Source organism: Paenilisteria portnoyi (assembly GCF_014322795.1).
Taxonomy (GTDB): domain Bacteria; phylum Bacillota; class Bacilli; order Lactobacillales; family Listeriaceae; genus Listeria_A; species Listeria_A portnoyi.
Genome location: NZ_JAASTT010000013.1, coordinates 50,544 through 66,487, shown reverse-complemented (window position 1 = coordinate 66,487; position 15,944 = coordinate 50,544). Strand labels below are relative to the sequence as shown.

The 15,944-nt window shown below is 40.7% G+C and carries 17 protein-coding genes; 12 read left to right on the top strand and 5 right to left on the bottom strand.

The window, feature by feature from the left end:
* Nucleotides 1-125: 125 nt before the first annotated feature.
* The 3 genes from HCJ66_RS10080 (at nucleotide 126) to HCJ66_RS10070 (ending at nucleotide 2,047) form a co-directional block, all read left to right on the top strand.
* Nucleotides 126-968: an LD-carboxypeptidase gene (locus HCJ66_RS10080; protein WP_187133008.1), complete on the top strand. Its 843-nt coding sequence runs from the start codon at nucleotides 126-128 to the stop codon at nucleotides 966-968.
* Between the two features lie 196 nt (nucleotides 969-1,164).
* Nucleotides 1,165-1,725, top strand: coding sequence for a YdeI/OmpD-associated family protein (locus HCJ66_RS10075; RefSeq protein ID WP_187133007.1), 561 nt, complete (start codon nucleotides 1,165-1,167; stop codon nucleotides 1,723-1,725).
* A 19-nt stretch (nucleotides 1,726-1,744) separates the two neighbouring features.
* On the top strand, nucleotides 1,745-2,047 hold the full coding sequence (locus tag HCJ66_RS10070) for a hypothetical protein (RefSeq protein WP_187133006.1): 303 nt from the start codon (nucleotides 1,745-1,747) through the stop codon (nucleotides 2,045-2,047).
* A gap of 260 nt (nucleotides 2,048-2,307) precedes the next feature.
* Here HCJ66_RS10070 and HCJ66_RS10065 read toward each other — a convergent pair whose 3' ends face one another.
* Nucleotides 2,308-2,565, bottom strand: a complete 258-nt coding sequence (locus HCJ66_RS10065) for a hypothetical protein (RefSeq protein ID WP_187133005.1) — start codon at nucleotides 2,563-2,565, stop codon at nucleotides 2,308-2,310.
* Nucleotides 2,566-2,695: 130 nt separating this feature from the next.
* Here HCJ66_RS10065 and HCJ66_RS10060 point away from each other — a divergent pair, with 130 nt between their 5' ends.
* Entirely contained in the window at nucleotides 2,696-3,577 is an 882-nt protein-coding gene (locus tag HCJ66_RS10060) for an IS30 family transposase (RefSeq protein ID WP_187133004.1), read from the top strand.
* A gap of 25 nt (nucleotides 3,578-3,602) precedes the next feature.
* Here the strand turns inward: HCJ66_RS10060 and HCJ66_RS10055 are convergent, their stop codons facing one another.
* The 3 genes from HCJ66_RS10055 to HCJ66_RS16155 form a co-directional block, all read right to left on the bottom strand.
* Nucleotides 3,603-4,244, bottom strand: coding sequence for a hypothetical protein (locus tag HCJ66_RS10055; RefSeq protein ID WP_187133003.1), 642 nt, complete (start codon nucleotides 4,242-4,244; stop codon nucleotides 3,603-3,605).
* 343 nt (nucleotides 4,245-4,587) lie between these two features.
* Nucleotides 4,588-5,055 (bottom strand): DUF6985 domain-containing protein, encoded by a 468-nt coding sequence (locus tag HCJ66_RS10050; RefSeq protein ID WP_187133002.1) that lies wholly within the window; start codon nucleotides 5,053-5,055, stop codon nucleotides 4,588-4,590.
* Nucleotides 5,056-5,072: 17 nt separating this feature from the next.
* Nucleotides 5,073-6,893: an HNH endonuclease gene (locus HCJ66_RS16155; protein WP_343068989.1), complete on the bottom strand. Its 1,821-nt coding sequence runs from the start codon at nucleotides 6,891-6,893 to the stop codon at nucleotides 5,073-5,075.
* An 866-nt stretch (nucleotides 6,894-7,759) separates the two neighbouring features.
* Here HCJ66_RS16155 and HCJ66_RS10040 point away from each other — a divergent pair.
* The 7 genes from HCJ66_RS10040 to HCJ66_RS10010 all read left to right on the top strand — a co-directional run bounded on the left by HCJ66_RS10040 (nucleotide 7,760) and on the right by HCJ66_RS10010 (nucleotide 14,314).
* Nucleotides 7,760-8,884: a nitric oxide synthase oxygenase gene (locus HCJ66_RS10040; RefSeq protein ID WP_187133001.1), complete on the top strand. Its 1,125-nt coding sequence runs from the start codon at nucleotides 7,760-7,762 to the stop codon at nucleotides 8,882-8,884.
* Between the two features lie 104 nt (nucleotides 8,885-8,988).
* Entirely contained in the window at nucleotides 8,989-9,327 is a 339-nt protein-coding gene (locus tag HCJ66_RS10035; protein ID WP_036061360.1) for a hypothetical protein, read from the top strand.
* A 195-nt stretch (nucleotides 9,328-9,522) separates the two neighbouring features.
* Complete coding sequence (locus HCJ66_RS10030) at nucleotides 9,523-10,182, top strand: DedA family protein (protein ID WP_036061361.1); 660 nt, start codon at nucleotides 9,523-9,525, stop codon at nucleotides 10,180-10,182.
* Between the two features lie 89 nt (nucleotides 10,183-10,271).
* Nucleotides 10,272-10,505 (top strand): type II toxin-antitoxin system RelB family antitoxin, encoded by a 234-nt coding sequence (relB, locus tag HCJ66_RS10025; protein ID WP_187133000.1) that lies wholly within the window; start codon nucleotides 10,272-10,274, stop codon nucleotides 10,503-10,505.
* Complete coding sequence (locus tag HCJ66_RS10020) at nucleotides 10,502-10,684, top strand: type II toxin-antitoxin system RelE family toxin (RefSeq protein ID WP_187132999.1); 183 nt, start codon at nucleotides 10,502-10,504, stop codon at nucleotides 10,682-10,684. Before relB ends, HCJ66_RS10020 begins: the two co-directional genes overlap by 4 nt.
* A 513-nt stretch (nucleotides 10,685-11,197) precedes the next feature.
* The gene (locus HCJ66_RS10015) at nucleotides 11,198-13,501 is read left to right on the top strand and encodes a glycosyl hydrolase family 18 protein (RefSeq protein WP_187132998.1); all 2,304 of its coding nucleotides are present in this window, start codon (nucleotides 11,198-11,200) and stop codon (nucleotides 13,499-13,501) included.
* 519 nt (nucleotides 13,502-14,020) lie between these two features.
* The gene (locus HCJ66_RS10010) at nucleotides 14,021-14,314 is read left to right on the top strand and encodes a DUF1433 domain-containing protein (RefSeq protein ID WP_187132997.1); all 294 of its coding nucleotides are present in this window, start codon (nucleotides 14,021-14,023) and stop codon (nucleotides 14,312-14,314) included.
* 85 nt (nucleotides 14,315-14,399) lie between these two features.
* Here the strand turns inward: HCJ66_RS10010 and HCJ66_RS10005 are convergent, their stop codons facing one another.
* Nucleotides 14,400-14,780, bottom strand: coding sequence for a DUF1433 domain-containing protein (locus HCJ66_RS10005; RefSeq protein WP_187132996.1), 381 nt, complete (start codon nucleotides 14,778-14,780; stop codon nucleotides 14,400-14,402).
* A gap of 50 nt (nucleotides 14,781-14,830) precedes the next feature.
* Here HCJ66_RS10005 and HCJ66_RS10000 point away from each other — a divergent pair, with 50 nt between their 5' ends.
* The gene (locus tag HCJ66_RS10000) at nucleotides 14,831-15,943 is read left to right on the top strand and encodes a Tle-like phospholipase domain-containing protein (protein ID WP_187132995.1); all 1,113 of its coding nucleotides are present in this window, start codon (nucleotides 14,831-14,833) and stop codon (nucleotides 15,941-15,943) included.
* Nucleotide 15,944 lies beyond the last annotated feature (1 nt).

Genomic DNA, 15,944 nt, shown 5'->3' with positions numbered 1-15,944 from the left:
TGCATTGTTTCTCACCTTTTTTCATACCTCTCTTAGAAAAACATCGATCCCAACTAACTGGGTGTCGGTGTTTTTTGCTTGGCGCGGTTATTGTGCTAAACTAGAGCTAGATGGAGGTGCGGTATATGTTGCAAAATGGAGATATCATCGGCTTGGTTGGTTGTTCTAATGGGCGGGAGCAAGAGCGAGAAAAGGATATTAAACGAGTGGGGGAGCTGCTTTTCAATCGTTTTGGGATTGGTGTAGTTCGGGCAATGACGATTTTCGAAACGGAAAGTAGAACGCCAAAACAACGCGCGGAATCGCTTTTGAATATGTATCAAAATCCAGAAATTAAGGCGATATTTGATATTTCTGGTGGTGATTTAGCGAATGAAATTTTACCATATCTTGATTTTGAGGTCATTAAGGCGGCGAATAAACCGTTTATCGGATACAGTGATTTGACGGTTATTTTGAATGCGATTTATGCGAAAACAGGTATATGCGGCTACAACTACCAATTACTGCATTTGGCAGGGAACGAGTCCGATTTACAGGTGAACCAGTTTGAAAATACCTTTTTGAAAGGGGAAAAAACAGTTATACCATATGAAACGATACGAGTGGGCGCCAAAATGTCTGGTGAAGTTATCGGTGGAAATATTCGGTGTTTGCTGAAGCTTGCAGGAACGGAATATCTGCCCAATCCGACGGGGAAAATTATTCTACTGGAAGCGATGAGTGGCGATTGTCATAAAATCGCGACCTATCTCGCACAACTTGACCAAATCGGCTATTTAAAAAGAGCGAATGGCGTTATATTGGGCACTTTTTCAGAAATGGAGAAGCTGGGACAAGGCGAGGAAGTCGTTGAGATGGTGCAGGAATATGCGAACCGATATGATACGTTCCTGCTGAAAACTCCAGCAGTTGGGCACAATGAAGACGCTCAGCCGTTCCCGCTTGGACAAAAGCTTGAATTCTAATATAATTCTCATGAAACCCCCGCAAAAATTTCATCAAAGGCCTGTATTATAAAGAGTGTAAAGCAAGGACAGCAATTAGTTTTACCCCCCTTTTTCTAATTGTGGTGTCCCTTTAACAAACTCCCTTTTTGACCAGCTTCCCCGGCTGGTTTTTTTGCGTCTATTTTGAGATAATGGGAATCTGGGGGGGATTTCGATGGAGATAGATAATAAGGTATATGCGGGAAATCGTGATGAATGGAGAAACTGGCTGGAGCTGAATGGAGAAACGGAGAAATATTGTTGGCTTGTTTTGCCGCGGAAACAGGGTGAATTTACATATATTGATGCTGTGGAGGAGGCGCTGTGCTTTGGTTGGATTGATAGTACGAAAAAAGGATTGGACGAGGAGCATATCGGGCAACGCTTCTCACATCGCGCTCCTAGGAGTAATTGGACGGAGTTAAACAAGGAGCGGGCGCGCCGGATGAGGAAGCTAGGTTTGATGACGCAGCACGGAGAACGTGTTTTACCGAATCTGGAAGTGGCATTTGAAATATTCGCAGATATTTTAGATGAGATAGAGCAGGATGCGGTTTTGGCGGAAAATTTTGCACAACTTCCGGATTTATACGTTCGTATTAAACTTGATAATATTCAGTCCGTTGTTAAGGATCGCGCGTTATTCGATAAGCGGTTGACGACTTTTTTTGAAAAGACACGAAAAGGCGAATTGTATGGCAAGTGGAATGATGACGGCAGATTAGTGGATTATTAATGGAAGGAGTCGGCATAATATGGCGTTAGAAATGAGTATTACCAATAAGTCGCAGAGCAAATTGACACAGAAGGTTTTCATTTACATAGAAGGTCAGCAGAAAACGACGAATATAAAGCAATTGGGAACTGGCGAGGTAGACCGGATTGAGATTCCCGTCACAGAAAATGATTTGGGCAAAGCTATCATGCTTTCCTATTTGAATACAGACAGCGCAATTATCATTAAAAAAATCGGTCAAATCGATAATATGACGCAAATGGCACGGCTAGAAATCACAGACATAACACGAGAAGGCACGATTAAGTATGATATAACATAAAAAATGAAAGTTTCATAGAATTCTCATGAAAACCCCGGTGAATTTTCATCGACGCCCTGTAATATAGAGAATGTAAACAGGACGACAATTAGTTTTACCCCCTTTTTCTAATTGTATCAGTCCTTATAACTCTTTTTTTGAACCAGCTCCCCCCTAGCTGGTTCTTTTTTGTTGGTACTGTTACGAACAAAGTGAGTTACAGTACTAATATGCATGAGAGCGAAGCGAGCAGGTAATCCTTACCTTCCCGCCATACATATTTACCCTTCCAATCTCCCATCACGAATCCCACTCAACCGCGCCTCCAAACGTATCCAGTCATTTTGCGTCGGTGGGAAATTCCAAACAAAAACAAGGTCAAGATTCTTAGTCACCGTTGTTGTTTCCGTCACGGTAAGATCCATATTTTTCGGGATACTTTCAATATTTATCTCTATATTTAAATTCAACTTGTTTAGAATCGCATTATCCTGACTTGTAAACAGCGCAATTTGTAATTTTGGCTCATATTTTTTCATAGCGAACCGTTCAACAATAAAGGACCATGTATTTATAATCTTATTTGTCAAATTAAGCGAGTCACAAAAAGAGACATGATATGATACACTCAACGAAACCGACAAAAGTCCACAAAGGAGTGTATCAAACATGTCTTATCACCATCTTATCAGAAATGAACTTATTTTTATAGAGGAATATAACAACAATGGATTTTCCGCTCCGGCTATTTTCTTACAGTACCAACGCAATAAGAAAAAATGTGGACGTAAGCCTATTTCACTCGATTCAGAAACGGAAGCACGTGTGAAGGAGCGTATTGGACTTGGTTGGACACCAGATACCATTGCTAGCCCCAAGCCTACGGCTAATACTAAACCCTTTCCGTGTTCGATGAAAACCTTGTATCGCATGTTTTCCGAAGGCATATTTGATAAAAAACAGTTGCCTATGAAAGGAAAACGCAAACCAAATGGACATCAGGAGAAGCGTGGGAAAGAGGCCTTCAAACGTCGGTTAGAAGACAGAGCTGTTGCATTTCCTGGTTTCGACGCAGAGTTTGGGCACCTTGAAGGCGATACGATTGTCGGAAAAGATCATAAAAGTGCGCTGATTACACTGGTGGAACGGACATCTAAAGCCATCATTGTGTTAAAAGTCGTTAGTCGGAAAGCTGTCTCCATCGAAGAGGCCTTACACCAATGGTTGTCTGGCTTCCCTTCCCATTTTTTTAAATCCATCACCTTTGACAACGGAAAGGAATTCTCTAGGTGGAAGCAGACGGCTAATCAACATGACATGGACATCTTCTTTGCAGATGCAGGGAAACCTTGTCAACGCCCACTCAATGAGAATTCCAACGGGATTCTTCGAAGAAACGGCTTGCCTAAAAAAATGGATTTTAACACGATTTCTCAACAGGAAGTCAACGAGATTACTGCGGCTCGAAATAATTTACCTAGAAAATCGCTGGACTATTTGACACCCATTGCGTGTTTTCTGCAGCATGCCGATGTGTCTCGCTTAATTTGACAAATAAGAAAATCATAATTTACTTTTAGAAATTCCTCAAAGCTTTCTCTATTTTCGAAATAACCAAACCAAATTGAAACAACCTCTTCTTTATATCCCATACTACTAACTCCTCGTACGTAAATTCTTGGTCTGGATTTTGCTTACTATAATCCGCAAACGATGCCTTCAAGTTATCTGCAAAAAAGTTATCGCCTGCCGTGATGTCGCTTAGCTTAATCTTGTCTTTTGGCACGGTTGTCGTTTGTGGCGTAGCACCATATCCGTAGCCGTAACCCGTCGTTACCATCGTCGTCGCGCCAATCGTGTTGTCCGTTTCGTAATTATCAATCGACAAAGCTTCCATCTTCTCCACAAACGCATCGATATCCTTATAAAACGGTTCATCAATGACGCGCTCCACCATACTTCCCGCTTCCCCTGCGTAATCATGAAGTACTTCTATTTTCTCAAACATGTTTTGATAGCTACTTTCCATGTCCGTGAAAGAGAACGAAATCACGCCATCACTGTCATCTTTTCGAATACCGTTTTGAACATATTCGAAATTACTGTTTACTTTTTTCAACTGATCGATGACACCTTTTCCCCCTGCATCAGGTCCAATGAGCGTTCCCAAGGCTTCCTTGGACTTGTTCCAGTCGTTTGCTTGATACTTGACATTCATCTTCCGTGCCCCTCTACTCCGGTACATCTAGCTTGGTATAAAATTCTTAACGCAGAGAAGCCCATCTGAAAAGATGAGCTCAGTAGTACATTATTTTAGATTTCACACTGAACGAGGCGCTAACTTGATCTTTACAGTCCTCATTTCACAGTATCACAAACTAAATTCTAAGATTCCAATTTAGTTAAGACCTTATAAATTTTGTTCGAAAATGCGTTACCATTCCATTTCTTGATCATTTTCTGTGAAAGTATTCCTAACCTCCTCTGACACAGGGAGTAAACTTCTTTTTAAAATCTTAAATTTTTTCCATCACTTATATATTTTTCATTGTTTTATTCGCTTATATTGCTATATCTTGATATCCTACTTCTATCACTTTTTCATCACTTAATCTTGCCCCAAGCCCATTCTCTGGATCCCATGTACAGTCAAAACTTATACCTATACTTCTGCCTCCATATAATTCCCCATAAGGAACTTTTATTCCAACTAATTTAATATGATTTAGCAATTCTTCTATTGATATTATTTCAGGATAGTTTTCATTTAACTCAATATCAAAACCTAACTCTTCCCTCTTCTTTTGATAATAATCTAAAATAGGAATTAATAACGTCTTTTGAATATTAATCCAATTATCTATCAACGATTCATAAGCATCATATTGTTCCTTCTCAAATTCACCGTCTTCATCACCTTCAATTATAACAACTATTTCAACTTCCTCATTATAAAAATTAATTTTACTCACTTTAGACCAAGAGTAATCAAATTCTAATTCACCAAAAACTTCATCATTGATTTTCATCTATAAAACTTCCTTTCTTATTTTATAACTGCACCCGCATTTATTTCGCCCACTCCACCAAGATGACCAAATGACCTATTAATCTCTGATGGTACAAGTTGCATTGTTTTAGTATCATTTAATTCATGCCAGGTTAATTTATTTTTCACTCTGTATTTTTCAATATCTTTAGGTTTTATATTTCCTGCCTCCATGCCAAATGATTTAGCTAATTCTGGTGATTTATTTAATTGCTCTACCAATTTTAAATTTGCTTGTTTAAAATTCAAATCTCTAGCTTTACTACCCATTGAGCCCTTTCCTCCATGCATATGATCAATTTCAATCTCCGCTTTTGAGAATGGTGAAAAATCCGGTACCCCATTCTTATAGTAAACACCTTCTACGTCCGCATCTTTTAATAAAGATTCTAAGTTAGAATCGGGTGGTGGTTTTAAAGTACACAATGACTCTCCTCGTTCACTCACAAATTGAATTTTTTTATTTTGTAGTGCAGGTGTTTGGCCTAAACGCGCTTCGTATGAGCTCGCAAATTCTTTTTGTTTAAAAGCCGTTGGAATATCATCAACAGCCCCACTGGCCTTCTCTATAACTCCATCACTACCACCAAACATCCCTTTCGCCATATTCTCAAATCGTTGCGTATTCTCTGCAACTCCAGGGGCAATGTGTACTGTACCAATATGCGTAGCCACTACTCGTGAACTCGCAATACTTTTAACTGTTGTTACAGCCTCATCGGTTAACTTTCCAGTCTGGATTGCACCATTTCTTAGTTGTGTCTTGGCTGCATTTGTCGCTGAACTCGCCACATCACTTATAACCCTCGGTGCATTCCGAATCCGCTCGGCACTCTCACGCAATGCCTGTCTTCCCATCGCATCCACATGAGACACTCCTTGCTTTGCCGTCTGCCGCAGTGTCAGCTTACTACCAACTTGTGTGGCATCTAACGCCAGTCCACCAGCCTTCGTCGCCGTACTAAACGCTCGGATTCCCTTCACGCCCGGAATGATATCCAACAACGCAAACGCCCCTCGTGTCGCGCGCTCGGTCCCGTCCATTTCGCGCCCAGTCATCCAGTCTTTTCCGGTCGCGGCGCTAGACAATTCCAGTGTACCATATGCTATGCCAAGTGCCAAACCTGCGGGTGGGCACACAATGCTCACGCCGATAATCACAATTGCTGCTCCGATATCACGCCATAATTCGAGATTCTGCTGGCCATCTCGAATCGAATCATACTCAAACGCGCGCGAACTCGATACCGCCGATTGATATTGCTCGTATGTAAACTCCTGATCCGGATTCTGTTTACTATACTCCGCAAATTGGGCTTTTAGATTGTCTGCAAAAAAGTTATCCCCTGCCATGATGTCGCTTAGCTTAATCTTGTCTTTTGGCACGGTAGTCGTCGTTGCTCCATAACCGCCATAATCGTATCCGCCTGTTGTTATAATCGTCGTCGCGCCAATCGTGTTCTTCGTCTCATAATTATCAATCGACAAAGCTTCCATCTTCTCGACGAACTTATCAATGTCCTTATAAAACGGCTCGTCAATCACGCGTTCCACCATATTTCCGGCATCCCCTGCGTAATCATGTAGCACTTCTATTTTTTCAAACATTTTTTGATACTTGCTCTCCATATCTGTAAAAGAAAACGAAATCACGCCATCACTGTCATCTTTTCGAATATCGTTTTGAATATCTTCGAAATTACTGTTTGCTTTTTTCAACTGATCGATGACACCTTTTCCCCATGCACCAAGTCCAATGACTGTTCCCAAAGCTTCTTTGGACTTATCCCATTCACTGTCTCTATATTTTACATCCACATATCTTGCCCCCCATGTTAGTATCTTCCACATTCAGTATAACAAACGTAGACTAAATAAAAAAGCCCTCAACATCAAATTAATCGTAATATGACTCCCTTAAAAAGTCGTATTCCCTTTACCAAAAATTAATATTTTATCTGCTGGAGGCCTGTATAATAAATCAAACCGTGGTATTCAAATATTTTCCTATATATAGTGGATTGTTTAAGGTAAGTTGCGTTAAAATATGGTAGTTGGAGGTGCAGGTTAAATTGGAAAAAAATCATTGACAAAAAAAGAAGTTAATAAATTGATTTATAGTGATTGAACCAATTTTATAATTAAGAAGCGTTGCGGCACAGTGACTTTCAGAATGTAAAAAAAGCGACCTCCCATATCACTCATATAAATACCATAAAATAACTAATTCGAGATTTTCGAATCTCATTTCCTGCGCTATTTTGGAATAAAACGGGTTATTGTTCCTCCGGAAACAAAAGCGGAGTCATGAAATTGGTTCAATTTAGTAATTACAACTAGACTTGTAGAAAAAATTTTATATTATTGGGGGTAATATTATGAATGAAATAGTAAAAAATATTTTATCTTGAAAATTTCCATGTTAAGTGAGAGGTATATTTTTTTAAAAGTACATGTAGTGGAACATATGGATATGAATTGATTAGGTCATGTTTGGAATGGCAACCCTTTTTCGAACAAAATTTATAAGGTGTCGATCAATTAATTTTGTATCTTAGAAGTTGGTTGGTTTGCGGTGTCATTTCTGATGGATTTTGCGATGTGAAAACGTTCGCTTTGCTCTTTTTGTCATGTAAAGTATGTTAAAATGAGTACATAATTAAGCGCTAGGGGAGTGTCGTAAAATGTTGGTTGATACAGAGGAAGTAATTGAGTTTCTGATGAAGTCTTACGTGGAATTAGGCAAGGATGCAGCGGAACTTGAGAGTCGTATTGATATGGTGCAGCGAGAAATCGCAGAAAATGGTACATACACGCAGACGTTGGAAGAACTGACTATCGGTGCAAAAATGGCGTGGCGTAACAGTAACCGTTGTGTTGGCAGGTTATTCTGGGATCGCATCCAAGTCGTTGATGCCCGCGCGGCGGTGACTGTATCGGAAATCCGTGATGCACTTTTTGAGCATATCCGAAAAGCAACGAACGGCGGTCAAATCAGGCCTTTCATCACGATTTTCAAACCAGGTAGCGATGGTCCGCGGATTTGGAATCATCAGCTGATTCGCTATGCTGGTTATGCGTCGGAAAATGGCGATATTATCGGTGATCCGGCGTCGGTGTCCTTCACGGAAGTCTGCGAAAGGATTGGCTGGTGTGGCGCTCGCGGTGAATTTGACATTTTGCCACTTGTTATCCAGGAAAGCGCTGATGCCACACCCACCGTCATCGAAATCCCGCCCGAACTCGTGCTCGAAGTCCCAATCGCGCATCCCGATTTCCCGCAGGTCGCCGAGCTCGGTTTGCGCTGGTACGCCGTCCCAATCATTTCCGAAATGAAGCTCGAAATCGGCGGCGTCACGTATCAAGCGGCACCGTTCAACGGTTGGTATATGGAAACCGAAATCGGCGCGCGGAATTTTGCCGACGAAGGGCGTTACAACAAGCTCGCCGCTGTCGCCGAAAAACTCGGATTAAACACGAAGCGTCTCGATTCGCTATGGAAAGATCGTGCGCTAGTCGAGCTCAATGTCGCTGTCCTCGACTCCTATCACAAAACCAAAGTACAGATTGTCGATCACCACACAGCGGCTCGCCAATTTGGCCAATTCGAAACAAACGAGCAAGCCGCGGGGCGCGAAGTCACCGGGGAATGGGCATGGCTCATCCCGCCAGTCTCGCCAGCAACGACCCATATGTTCCATCAGCGCTACCCGAACAAAATCGTCAAACCGAATTTTTTCTATCAAGATGCGCCGTTTGAACGCACCGAAATCACCCCAGTAAAGCGTGGCGGATGTCCGTTTCATTGAGTTGCCAAACCGTGTGTAAAAATGGTAACATAGAAGCATCCAGAAGTTTGCGTTAGCTTATACGCGAAGACGGATAAATATGTCTTTCGAATGGAGTTTTTACGATGAATTTTGCGAAAACATTGGGGATTATTGGAGCATTGCTCGCGATGGGGCTTAGCCTAACCGTTATTTCCGTCGACAGCATTGCACGCGTTTTGGAAGAAGATTCATTAGTATTCACGATTCTGAACTTCGTGGCATTAGCGATGTCATTTGTCGGTTTATTCGGCGCCATTATCATGAACAAAGCACCGCTAAAAGGCGGCGTCATGCTAATCGCTTCGGCCGTAGCCTGCACAATGAGCGTATCGATGATGTTCCTAGTTCCGATCGTACTGCTTTGCGTGGCAGGATTAATTAGCCTGAGCACAGCAGATGACTTAACAGAAGCAAAAGCATAATTTGAAGAAGCAAAATCCGCGCCTCACTCAGCGTTTTTGAGTAGACGCGGATTTTGTTTTTTGTCTGCCGTAATATTGTTAAGTTTATGTAAATAAGTCCCTAGTATGATATAGTATGAACAATAAATATGTTACAATAGAAGCTAACTGTGATTAAACAGAATAGCAGAATTTAAAATAGGACGTGATAGATTCGTGGATATTATCCAGGCGATGATTAGTTTTATCATCCATATTGATCAACATCTAGTTGAAATTATCAATACATTTGGCATTTGGACGTATGTCATTATTTTCTTAATTATATTTGTAGAAACCGGACTTGTTATATTTCCATTCTTGCCAGGAGATTCCTTACTGTTCGCAGCTGGCGCCTTGGCAGTGTTACCAGGCTCAGAGCTCAATATCATCATCCTGCTCATTGTTTTGTGGGTAGCCGCAGTACTTGGCGACACGGTCAACTACCATATCGGTAAAAAAGTCGGCACCTCGATCCCGCCAGATAGCTGGCTCGGCAAATTCATCAACCAAGAAAAAATGGACAAAGCAGAAGCATTCTTCAATAAACACGGCGGTAAAACAATTTTCATCGCGCGTTTCATGCCATTCATCCGTACTTTCGCGCCATTCGTAGCCGGTGCAAGTCGCATGAATTACCGTTATTTCTTGAATTACAACTTACTGGGCGCAACTGTGTGGGTACTTCTTTGTACGATGGCCGGCTATTTCTTCGGGAATATCCCAGTCGTTAAGGAGAACTTCTCACTCGTTGTACTAGGTATTATTTTCGTATCGATCTTGCCGATGATTTTCTCGTTTGTTAAAAGTAAGATGGATAGCAAAAAAGCTAAATAAAAGTATTGAAAGCAGGTAGAGTCGGGATTTTTGACTTGCCTGTTTTTTGAGTTGATAAAGGAATATTTAGAGTGGGGAGAGATTAAAAAATGGTTACAATAACTGTTCGCATTTCAGATGCGGAGAAAAAGTTTCTAGATGAAATGGCGAAATTTGAAGGAAAAAGCCTATCTGATTTACTAAAAACTACGAAACTTGAATCGTTAGAAGATGAATATGATGCTCGCGTTGCTGATTATGCATACGAAGAATATTTAAAACAGCCTAAATCGCGTCCCTTATCAGATCCTATGTCAGAATACGGATTGGATGACAAGGAATGAGCTATCAAATTGACGGCGGAGATAATCCACGAGTAAGTGGAAAGCCCTTATTAGGGAATCGTGCTGGACGGTGGAGATATCGTATTGGCGATTACCGCGTTATTTGTAAAATTGATGGTGATAAACTAATTGTACTTGCCTTGGAAGTTGGTCATAGGAAACAAGTATATAAAAAATAAATTTTGCGAGAAATGTTAAATAAAGGAGCTTCTATCCAGTGGCAGGATGGAAGCTTCGATTTGTCAAACCTAATGTTGGTATATTAAAAGTGAGATTTATCCATTATAGTAATTTTGCTTAGAGTATGTGACTTTTGAAATAAGTCATATTGTAGAAAATATAATTTGTGATTTTGTGAACAAAAATAACTAAAAACCTGATAAAAATCCAGCTAATAACTAATTTAAAGGATAATAAATGCTTTTTGAATTCCGTAATTAGAATATAAATCCAACCTGTGTAAATAAAATCCATACCGTGTAAGTTGTGTGTGTAACAAAAATTACATTAAAATTGCGATGTCAGCGCTTTCTTATTTGGCACAATACTTGCATATTACATAGTTGTCCAGAATTTAGTACACGATAAAAGGGGGAGCTAGCGGGAAGATTTTTTGAAATTCTGGGTTTAGAAATTGCAGAGAAAGTAGGCATACCGTAAGCAGAACGCAAAAATTATGAAGAGGTGAAGAAATGAAAAAGGTAACAAAGAGGGTTGTAAGTGTAGTCTCGGTGTTGTTGTTAGTCGTTTCGTTATTTGCGTCATCCGTTCTAGGTAGTGTAGGGAATTCTTCTGTAAAAGCTAAAGCCGCAACCACATCGCAATACAGAAACGTGATGTATTATGGAGATTGGTCCATTTGGGGCGGGGAAGGTCAATTTTATCCGAAAGATATACCAGCAGAGCAATTGACACATCTAAACTTTGCGTTTCTTGATTTCGATAGTAACGGAAACTTGAAATTCACTGATAAAGATGCGGCAGTTGGCGCGCCAGTTGGGCAAGATGGAGTTCAATGGGGCGGAGCAAATGCAGGTATTTTAAACGCGTTACAAGAGTTGAGAGCTAAAAATCCGAATATGAAAATCGGTATCTCTATCGGCGGTTGGTCGAAATCTGGTGACTTCTCTGCAATCGGAGAAAATGCCACAGCTCGTGCTAATTTTGTAAGTAATGTTATGAAATTTATCAAATATACAAATATGGATTTTGTCGATCTAGATTGGGAATATCCTGCATCCGTTCGTGCTGCTGACTTAGTGGACAATAAGAACGATGAAGGTACGCCGAATGCAAAACCTGCGGATAAACAAAACTATATTACGCTTCTTCAAGACTTGCGCACGGCTTTAGATAAGCAAGGCGTAGATGTGAAGAAAAAATATGAGTTATCTGTAGCGCTACCAGCATCTCAAGGCATGCTTGCAAACGGTGTTGATGTGGCGAAACTTTTCAATATTGTTGATTTTGCGAATATCATGACGTACGATATGAACGGTGCTTGGACTCCGAATAGTGCGCATCACACGGCGCTTTACGGTAACCCAGCGGATCCTAATTATAGCGATGGTTTCTCCGTGGACCAAACGGTGAAATATCTGAAGGATAACGGCGCAGCATCCAATAAAATCGTTGTCGGCGCAGCATTCTACACACGTGGTTGGAACAAAGTGGAAGCGGGTACAAGTACTACGCAACCAGGACTTTTCCAAGCAGCTACAAAAAATAACAAAGATGCAGACTTAGGAGCAACATACGGCGCGCCAAACGAAAAACCGTTAGCAACTGGGGACGGTGGACGTGCAGGCGGAGTTTGGGCATATAAGAGCATTGATGCTTTGAAAGCTAAATCGCCAACTTTAGTCGAATACTGGGATGACGTGGCAAAAGCGCCATATCTATACAGCAAAACGACTGGCGAATTCTACACGTATGACAATGTTCGTTCTGTTACTGCCAAAGCGCAATACGTGAAGGATAACAATTTGGGCGGAATGATTTCGTGGATGCAATCACAAGATAAGCCAACCACGTCAACAAAACGCGACGAATTAACAAAAGCAATTAAAGAAGGATTGTTCGGCGCTGGAGCACTTGCAGCAAACACAATCATCTATTCAAATCTAAACGTAGAAGCCACTGTAGCGCCATATAGCGAAAACGGTGTCGGCTATGAAATTACGATCAAAAACAAAGAAGTAGCGAACGAAACAAATGAAGTTCTGCAAGCAACCGAATTTGCAGCAGAAACCGTAAAATTACCGAAGTTCTATATTCCTGTAAAAGCTGGCGAAACATTGACGGCCGGGGATTATAAAGCTGGTACAGTAGCAACTGCCAATGGTTTTACAACCGTTGATTTGGCGTCCGTTTACGATGCACAACAAATTCCGCAAGGTGCCACGTATACATTCCGCTTGAAATCCAATCTAGCGTCTGTAAACGTGAATAACATTGCGAATATCTCGTTAACACAACGCATGTCTAAAGCTGGAACAGAGCTTGGCAAACAAGTTATTTTTGGTGGAGGCGCGGTTGTCCCTGATCCTAGCGATACATTAGCACCAACTGCTCCAACGAATTTAGCAACAGTAGCAGCGAACGTGACAGATGTGGCGGTTCCATTAAGTTGGACAGCCGCAACGGATAATGTAGGCGTAGCAGGTTACAAAGTGTATCGCAATGGTACCGAAGTGGCGACTGTTTCTGGAACAACTTACACAGATACAGGCCTAACAGCTTCAACGGCTTATTCGTATACTGTAAAAGCATATGACGTAGCAGGCAACGTCTCGCCATCAAGCGCGGCACTTTCTGTAACGACAAAAGCAGGTACGGTAACTCCGCCAGTTGGAACAGGTACGTGGAGTTCTACAGCGGTCTACAATCAAAATGATCAAGTGACTTATAACGGTCACACGTATAAAGCAAAATGGTGGACACAAGGTGATGTTCCAGGGGCTGAACAGTGGGGTCCATGGGAACTAGTTATCTAGTCGCGTAACGACAAACGCTCACTTTCGTCGTTAAAAGCTCCGTTCCGATGCTCACGTACAGTCGTACGCTCCGCTTCGGTACTCGCTTTTGCCTAGAAATTAAGCATTTGTCGTCCCGCTCCCTGTTTTGCGGGGAGACTTGAAAACCGGATTTAGGGAAGTGGGGGAGTTATTGGCTCTCCTGCTTTTTGTTGTTCTATCGAGTAGAGGGGAGTAAGTGGAACAAGTTAGGTCTGATAGATGGAGACTTAGCTTGTTTCATTATAGTATGATACAATTGTGATAAAATGGTATTAAAAGGCGGAGTAACGGGACGCTTATGAAATATATAATAATAAGAATAGTGATTGTGATTTTAGTGGTTATCTGATCATAGTCGCGGGATTTGGAGTGAAATATAGCATAAATCCTTGGGAGTTCTGAGTAACTATAATCGATGGAGTGAATGGAATGCGAAAAAGTACAGGCATAGTAATAATACTAGTCTTTGTATTAGTTATAACGGGAGGTTGCGGAAGTATGAAAGAAAATGATGAGACAAATAGCCCAACAAAACAAGAACAAGAATTAATGACAACTAATAAAGACGATATTGAACTACTTTTAAGACATGATTTCAATGATATCGACAAAGTAACTCTCACGGATGTTGAAAAAACACCAATGGGCTATTTTATCAATGGCTATGCGAACGGCGATAAAGAACTGAGTTTCAGCGCCTCTATTACGAATGAAAAATTGGATGGATCATTAGGATTATCAGATAAGTTTGATTCACTATTGAAATCTGAAGCGGGTAAGTCGTTAAGATGACTAAGGACGCATAAAATTATAAACATCATGGGTTATCTTTTTTTGCTCTTTGGCTTTCATCTCAGAAAATAGCTTTTAAAGCTATTTATTCTGTAGCTTGTTCTTTCTTAATTTCATCTAGTGTCTTATCTTTGTCGTACTTTCCTTTATCAATCCATTTAGGGCTGAAAGAAATGTTGCCGTCAAATGTATCATTTGTTAAGCTAGCACTAAAATTTAACTCCTTATCTTCGTTAGCATAACCATGAATAAAATAGCCCATTGGAGTTTTTTCTATATCTATTAAAGTGATTTTTTCTACATCATTATAGTTATAATTTAAAAATGTTTGGATATCATCTTTTTGTTGATTCATTATATTTTTTTCTGTATTTTCCTGTTTTGACTTCAAAATAGAACAACCTCCTGCTATAATTAAGGTAAAGATTAACAAAATGAATAGGATTGTGAGCATTAGTTTTCTCATGATTATCCCCCCTCCAATACAAATAATACCATAGATTAGAGGTAGAGTATATGAAAATATCGGATGAAAGTTATTTTGATTTATCGCGAGATAGCTATGACAATGAGAGGCTAAAAGTTGGTTCATCGTTTACCCTGCAAAACGGGCAAAAATGGGTGGCTGTAAAATCAGTAGATTCAAAAGATAGCGGGCTACAAGCTGTGGCAGTGGTTCCCTTAAAGGAATATAAAGATTTCAACGCTGGCAAAACAAAATCTTACAACAATATGGTTTTTGTAAGCCGCGGTACGGAACCAGCCAAGCTAAAAGATGTGAAAGCTGATGTTGGGCTGTTAACATCCAAGACGGAAGGGCAATTTGACGATTACGATCGCTTTGTCCATTCTACGCTGAAAAAATATGATGTAAAAGATTACAGTTTCACAGGACACTCTCTGGGCGGTGCTCTAGCACAATATGAAGCCGTAAAGCATACAAAACCCGCTACAACATTTGCGGCAGCACGAGCATATAATAAACTAACAGATGCCGAGCAAGCAAAGGCGAAAAAAGGGGACTACTGGAATCTTATTAAAGATTTAAGGCATCAGGACGATGTGGTTGGATCTCTACCACCTAATGCGCTACTATTCTATCCTACATACTTCATGGAACGTAATCAATCAGCGTCTCTTTTGGATAAAGCGGGAATTGGGGGGCATTTGGCAGGAACGTTTGAAGGATGTTTTGGAGCTAATGGTTCCGCCGAAATGTTGTATAAACCAGATGATATTCGTAGGGTTGGTACATCTATTCAGCAAATCGGAACGGATTGTTTGAGCGATGTAGAGCGGTTTCTTACATTTTTCAGAAGTGAGCAAGAACTCCGTATGCGAGAGCTGAAGAGCAAATATGTAGGTCGATTGTCGGGGGATTTGAATTTATTAACAGAATATGAGATAGAAGATGCACTTCATGATGTTGCTCAAAGTAAGTCGAATGGTGTACCAGTGGTTTTTGATGTGGCTATGCTAGAAACTGTTTTAGAGCAATTGAAGCATGAAAAAGTGGCGTGGCAAGATTTTGGAAGACGTATTGTAGATGCAGGGAACTCTATTGAGAGAAATGACGGAGAGCTAGCTCATATATTAAGGACAGATTTATCAGCAATGATGCGTTCTTGAG

Excerpts from the sequence above, each read along its gene's own strand:
- HCJ66_RS10080 (WP_187133008.1), top strand. The coding sequence starts at position 126 with ATGTTGCAAAATGGAGATATCATCGGCTTGGTTGGTTGTTCTAATGGG.
- HCJ66_RS10075 (WP_187133007.1), top strand. The coding sequence starts at position 1,165 with ATGGAGATAGATAATAAGGTATATGCGGGAAATCGTGATGAATGGAGA.
- HCJ66_RS10070 (WP_187133006.1), top strand. The coding sequence starts at position 1,745 with ATGGCGTTAGAAATGAGTATTACCAATAAGTCGCAGAGCAAATTGACA.
- HCJ66_RS10065 (WP_187133005.1), bottom strand. The coding sequence starts at position 2,565 with ATGAAAAAATATGAGCCAAAATTACAAATTGCGCTGTTTACAAGTCAG.
- HCJ66_RS10060 (WP_187133004.1), top strand. The coding sequence starts at position 2,696 with ATGTCTTATCACCATCTTATCAGAAATGAACTTATTTTTATAGAGGAA.
- HCJ66_RS10055 (WP_187133003.1), bottom strand. The coding sequence starts at position 4,244 with ATGAATGTCAAGTATCAAGCAAACGACTGGAACAAGTCCAAGGAAGCC.
- HCJ66_RS10050 (WP_187133002.1), bottom strand. The coding sequence starts at position 5,055 with ATGAAAATCAATGATGAAGTTTTTGGTGAATTAGAATTTGATTACTCT.
- HCJ66_RS10040 (WP_187133001.1), top strand. The coding sequence starts at position 7,760 with ATGTTGGTTGATACAGAGGAAGTAATTGAGTTTCTGATGAAGTCTTAC.
- HCJ66_RS10035 (WP_036061360.1), top strand. The coding sequence starts at position 8,989 with ATGAATTTTGCGAAAACATTGGGGATTATTGGAGCATTGCTCGCGATG.
- relB (WP_187133000.1), top strand. The coding sequence starts at position 10,272 with ATGGTTACAATAACTGTTCGCATTTCAGATGCGGAGAAAAAGTTTCTA.
- HCJ66_RS10020 (WP_187132999.1), top strand. The coding sequence starts at position 10,502 with ATGAGCTATCAAATTGACGGCGGAGATAATCCACGAGTAAGTGGAAAG.
- HCJ66_RS10015 (WP_187132998.1), top strand. The coding sequence starts at position 11,198 with ATGAAAAAGGTAACAAAGAGGGTTGTAAGTGTAGTCTCGGTGTTGTTG.
- HCJ66_RS10010 (WP_187132997.1), top strand. The coding sequence starts at position 14,021 with ATGAAAGAAAATGATGAGACAAATAGCCCAACAAAACAAGAACAAGAA.
- HCJ66_RS10005 (WP_187132996.1), bottom strand. The coding sequence starts at position 14,780 with ATGAGAAAACTAATGCTCACAATCCTATTCATTTTGTTAATCTTTACC.
- HCJ66_RS10000 (WP_187132995.1), top strand. The coding sequence starts at position 14,831 with ATGAAAATATCGGATGAAAGTTATTTTGATTTATCGCGAGATAGCTAT.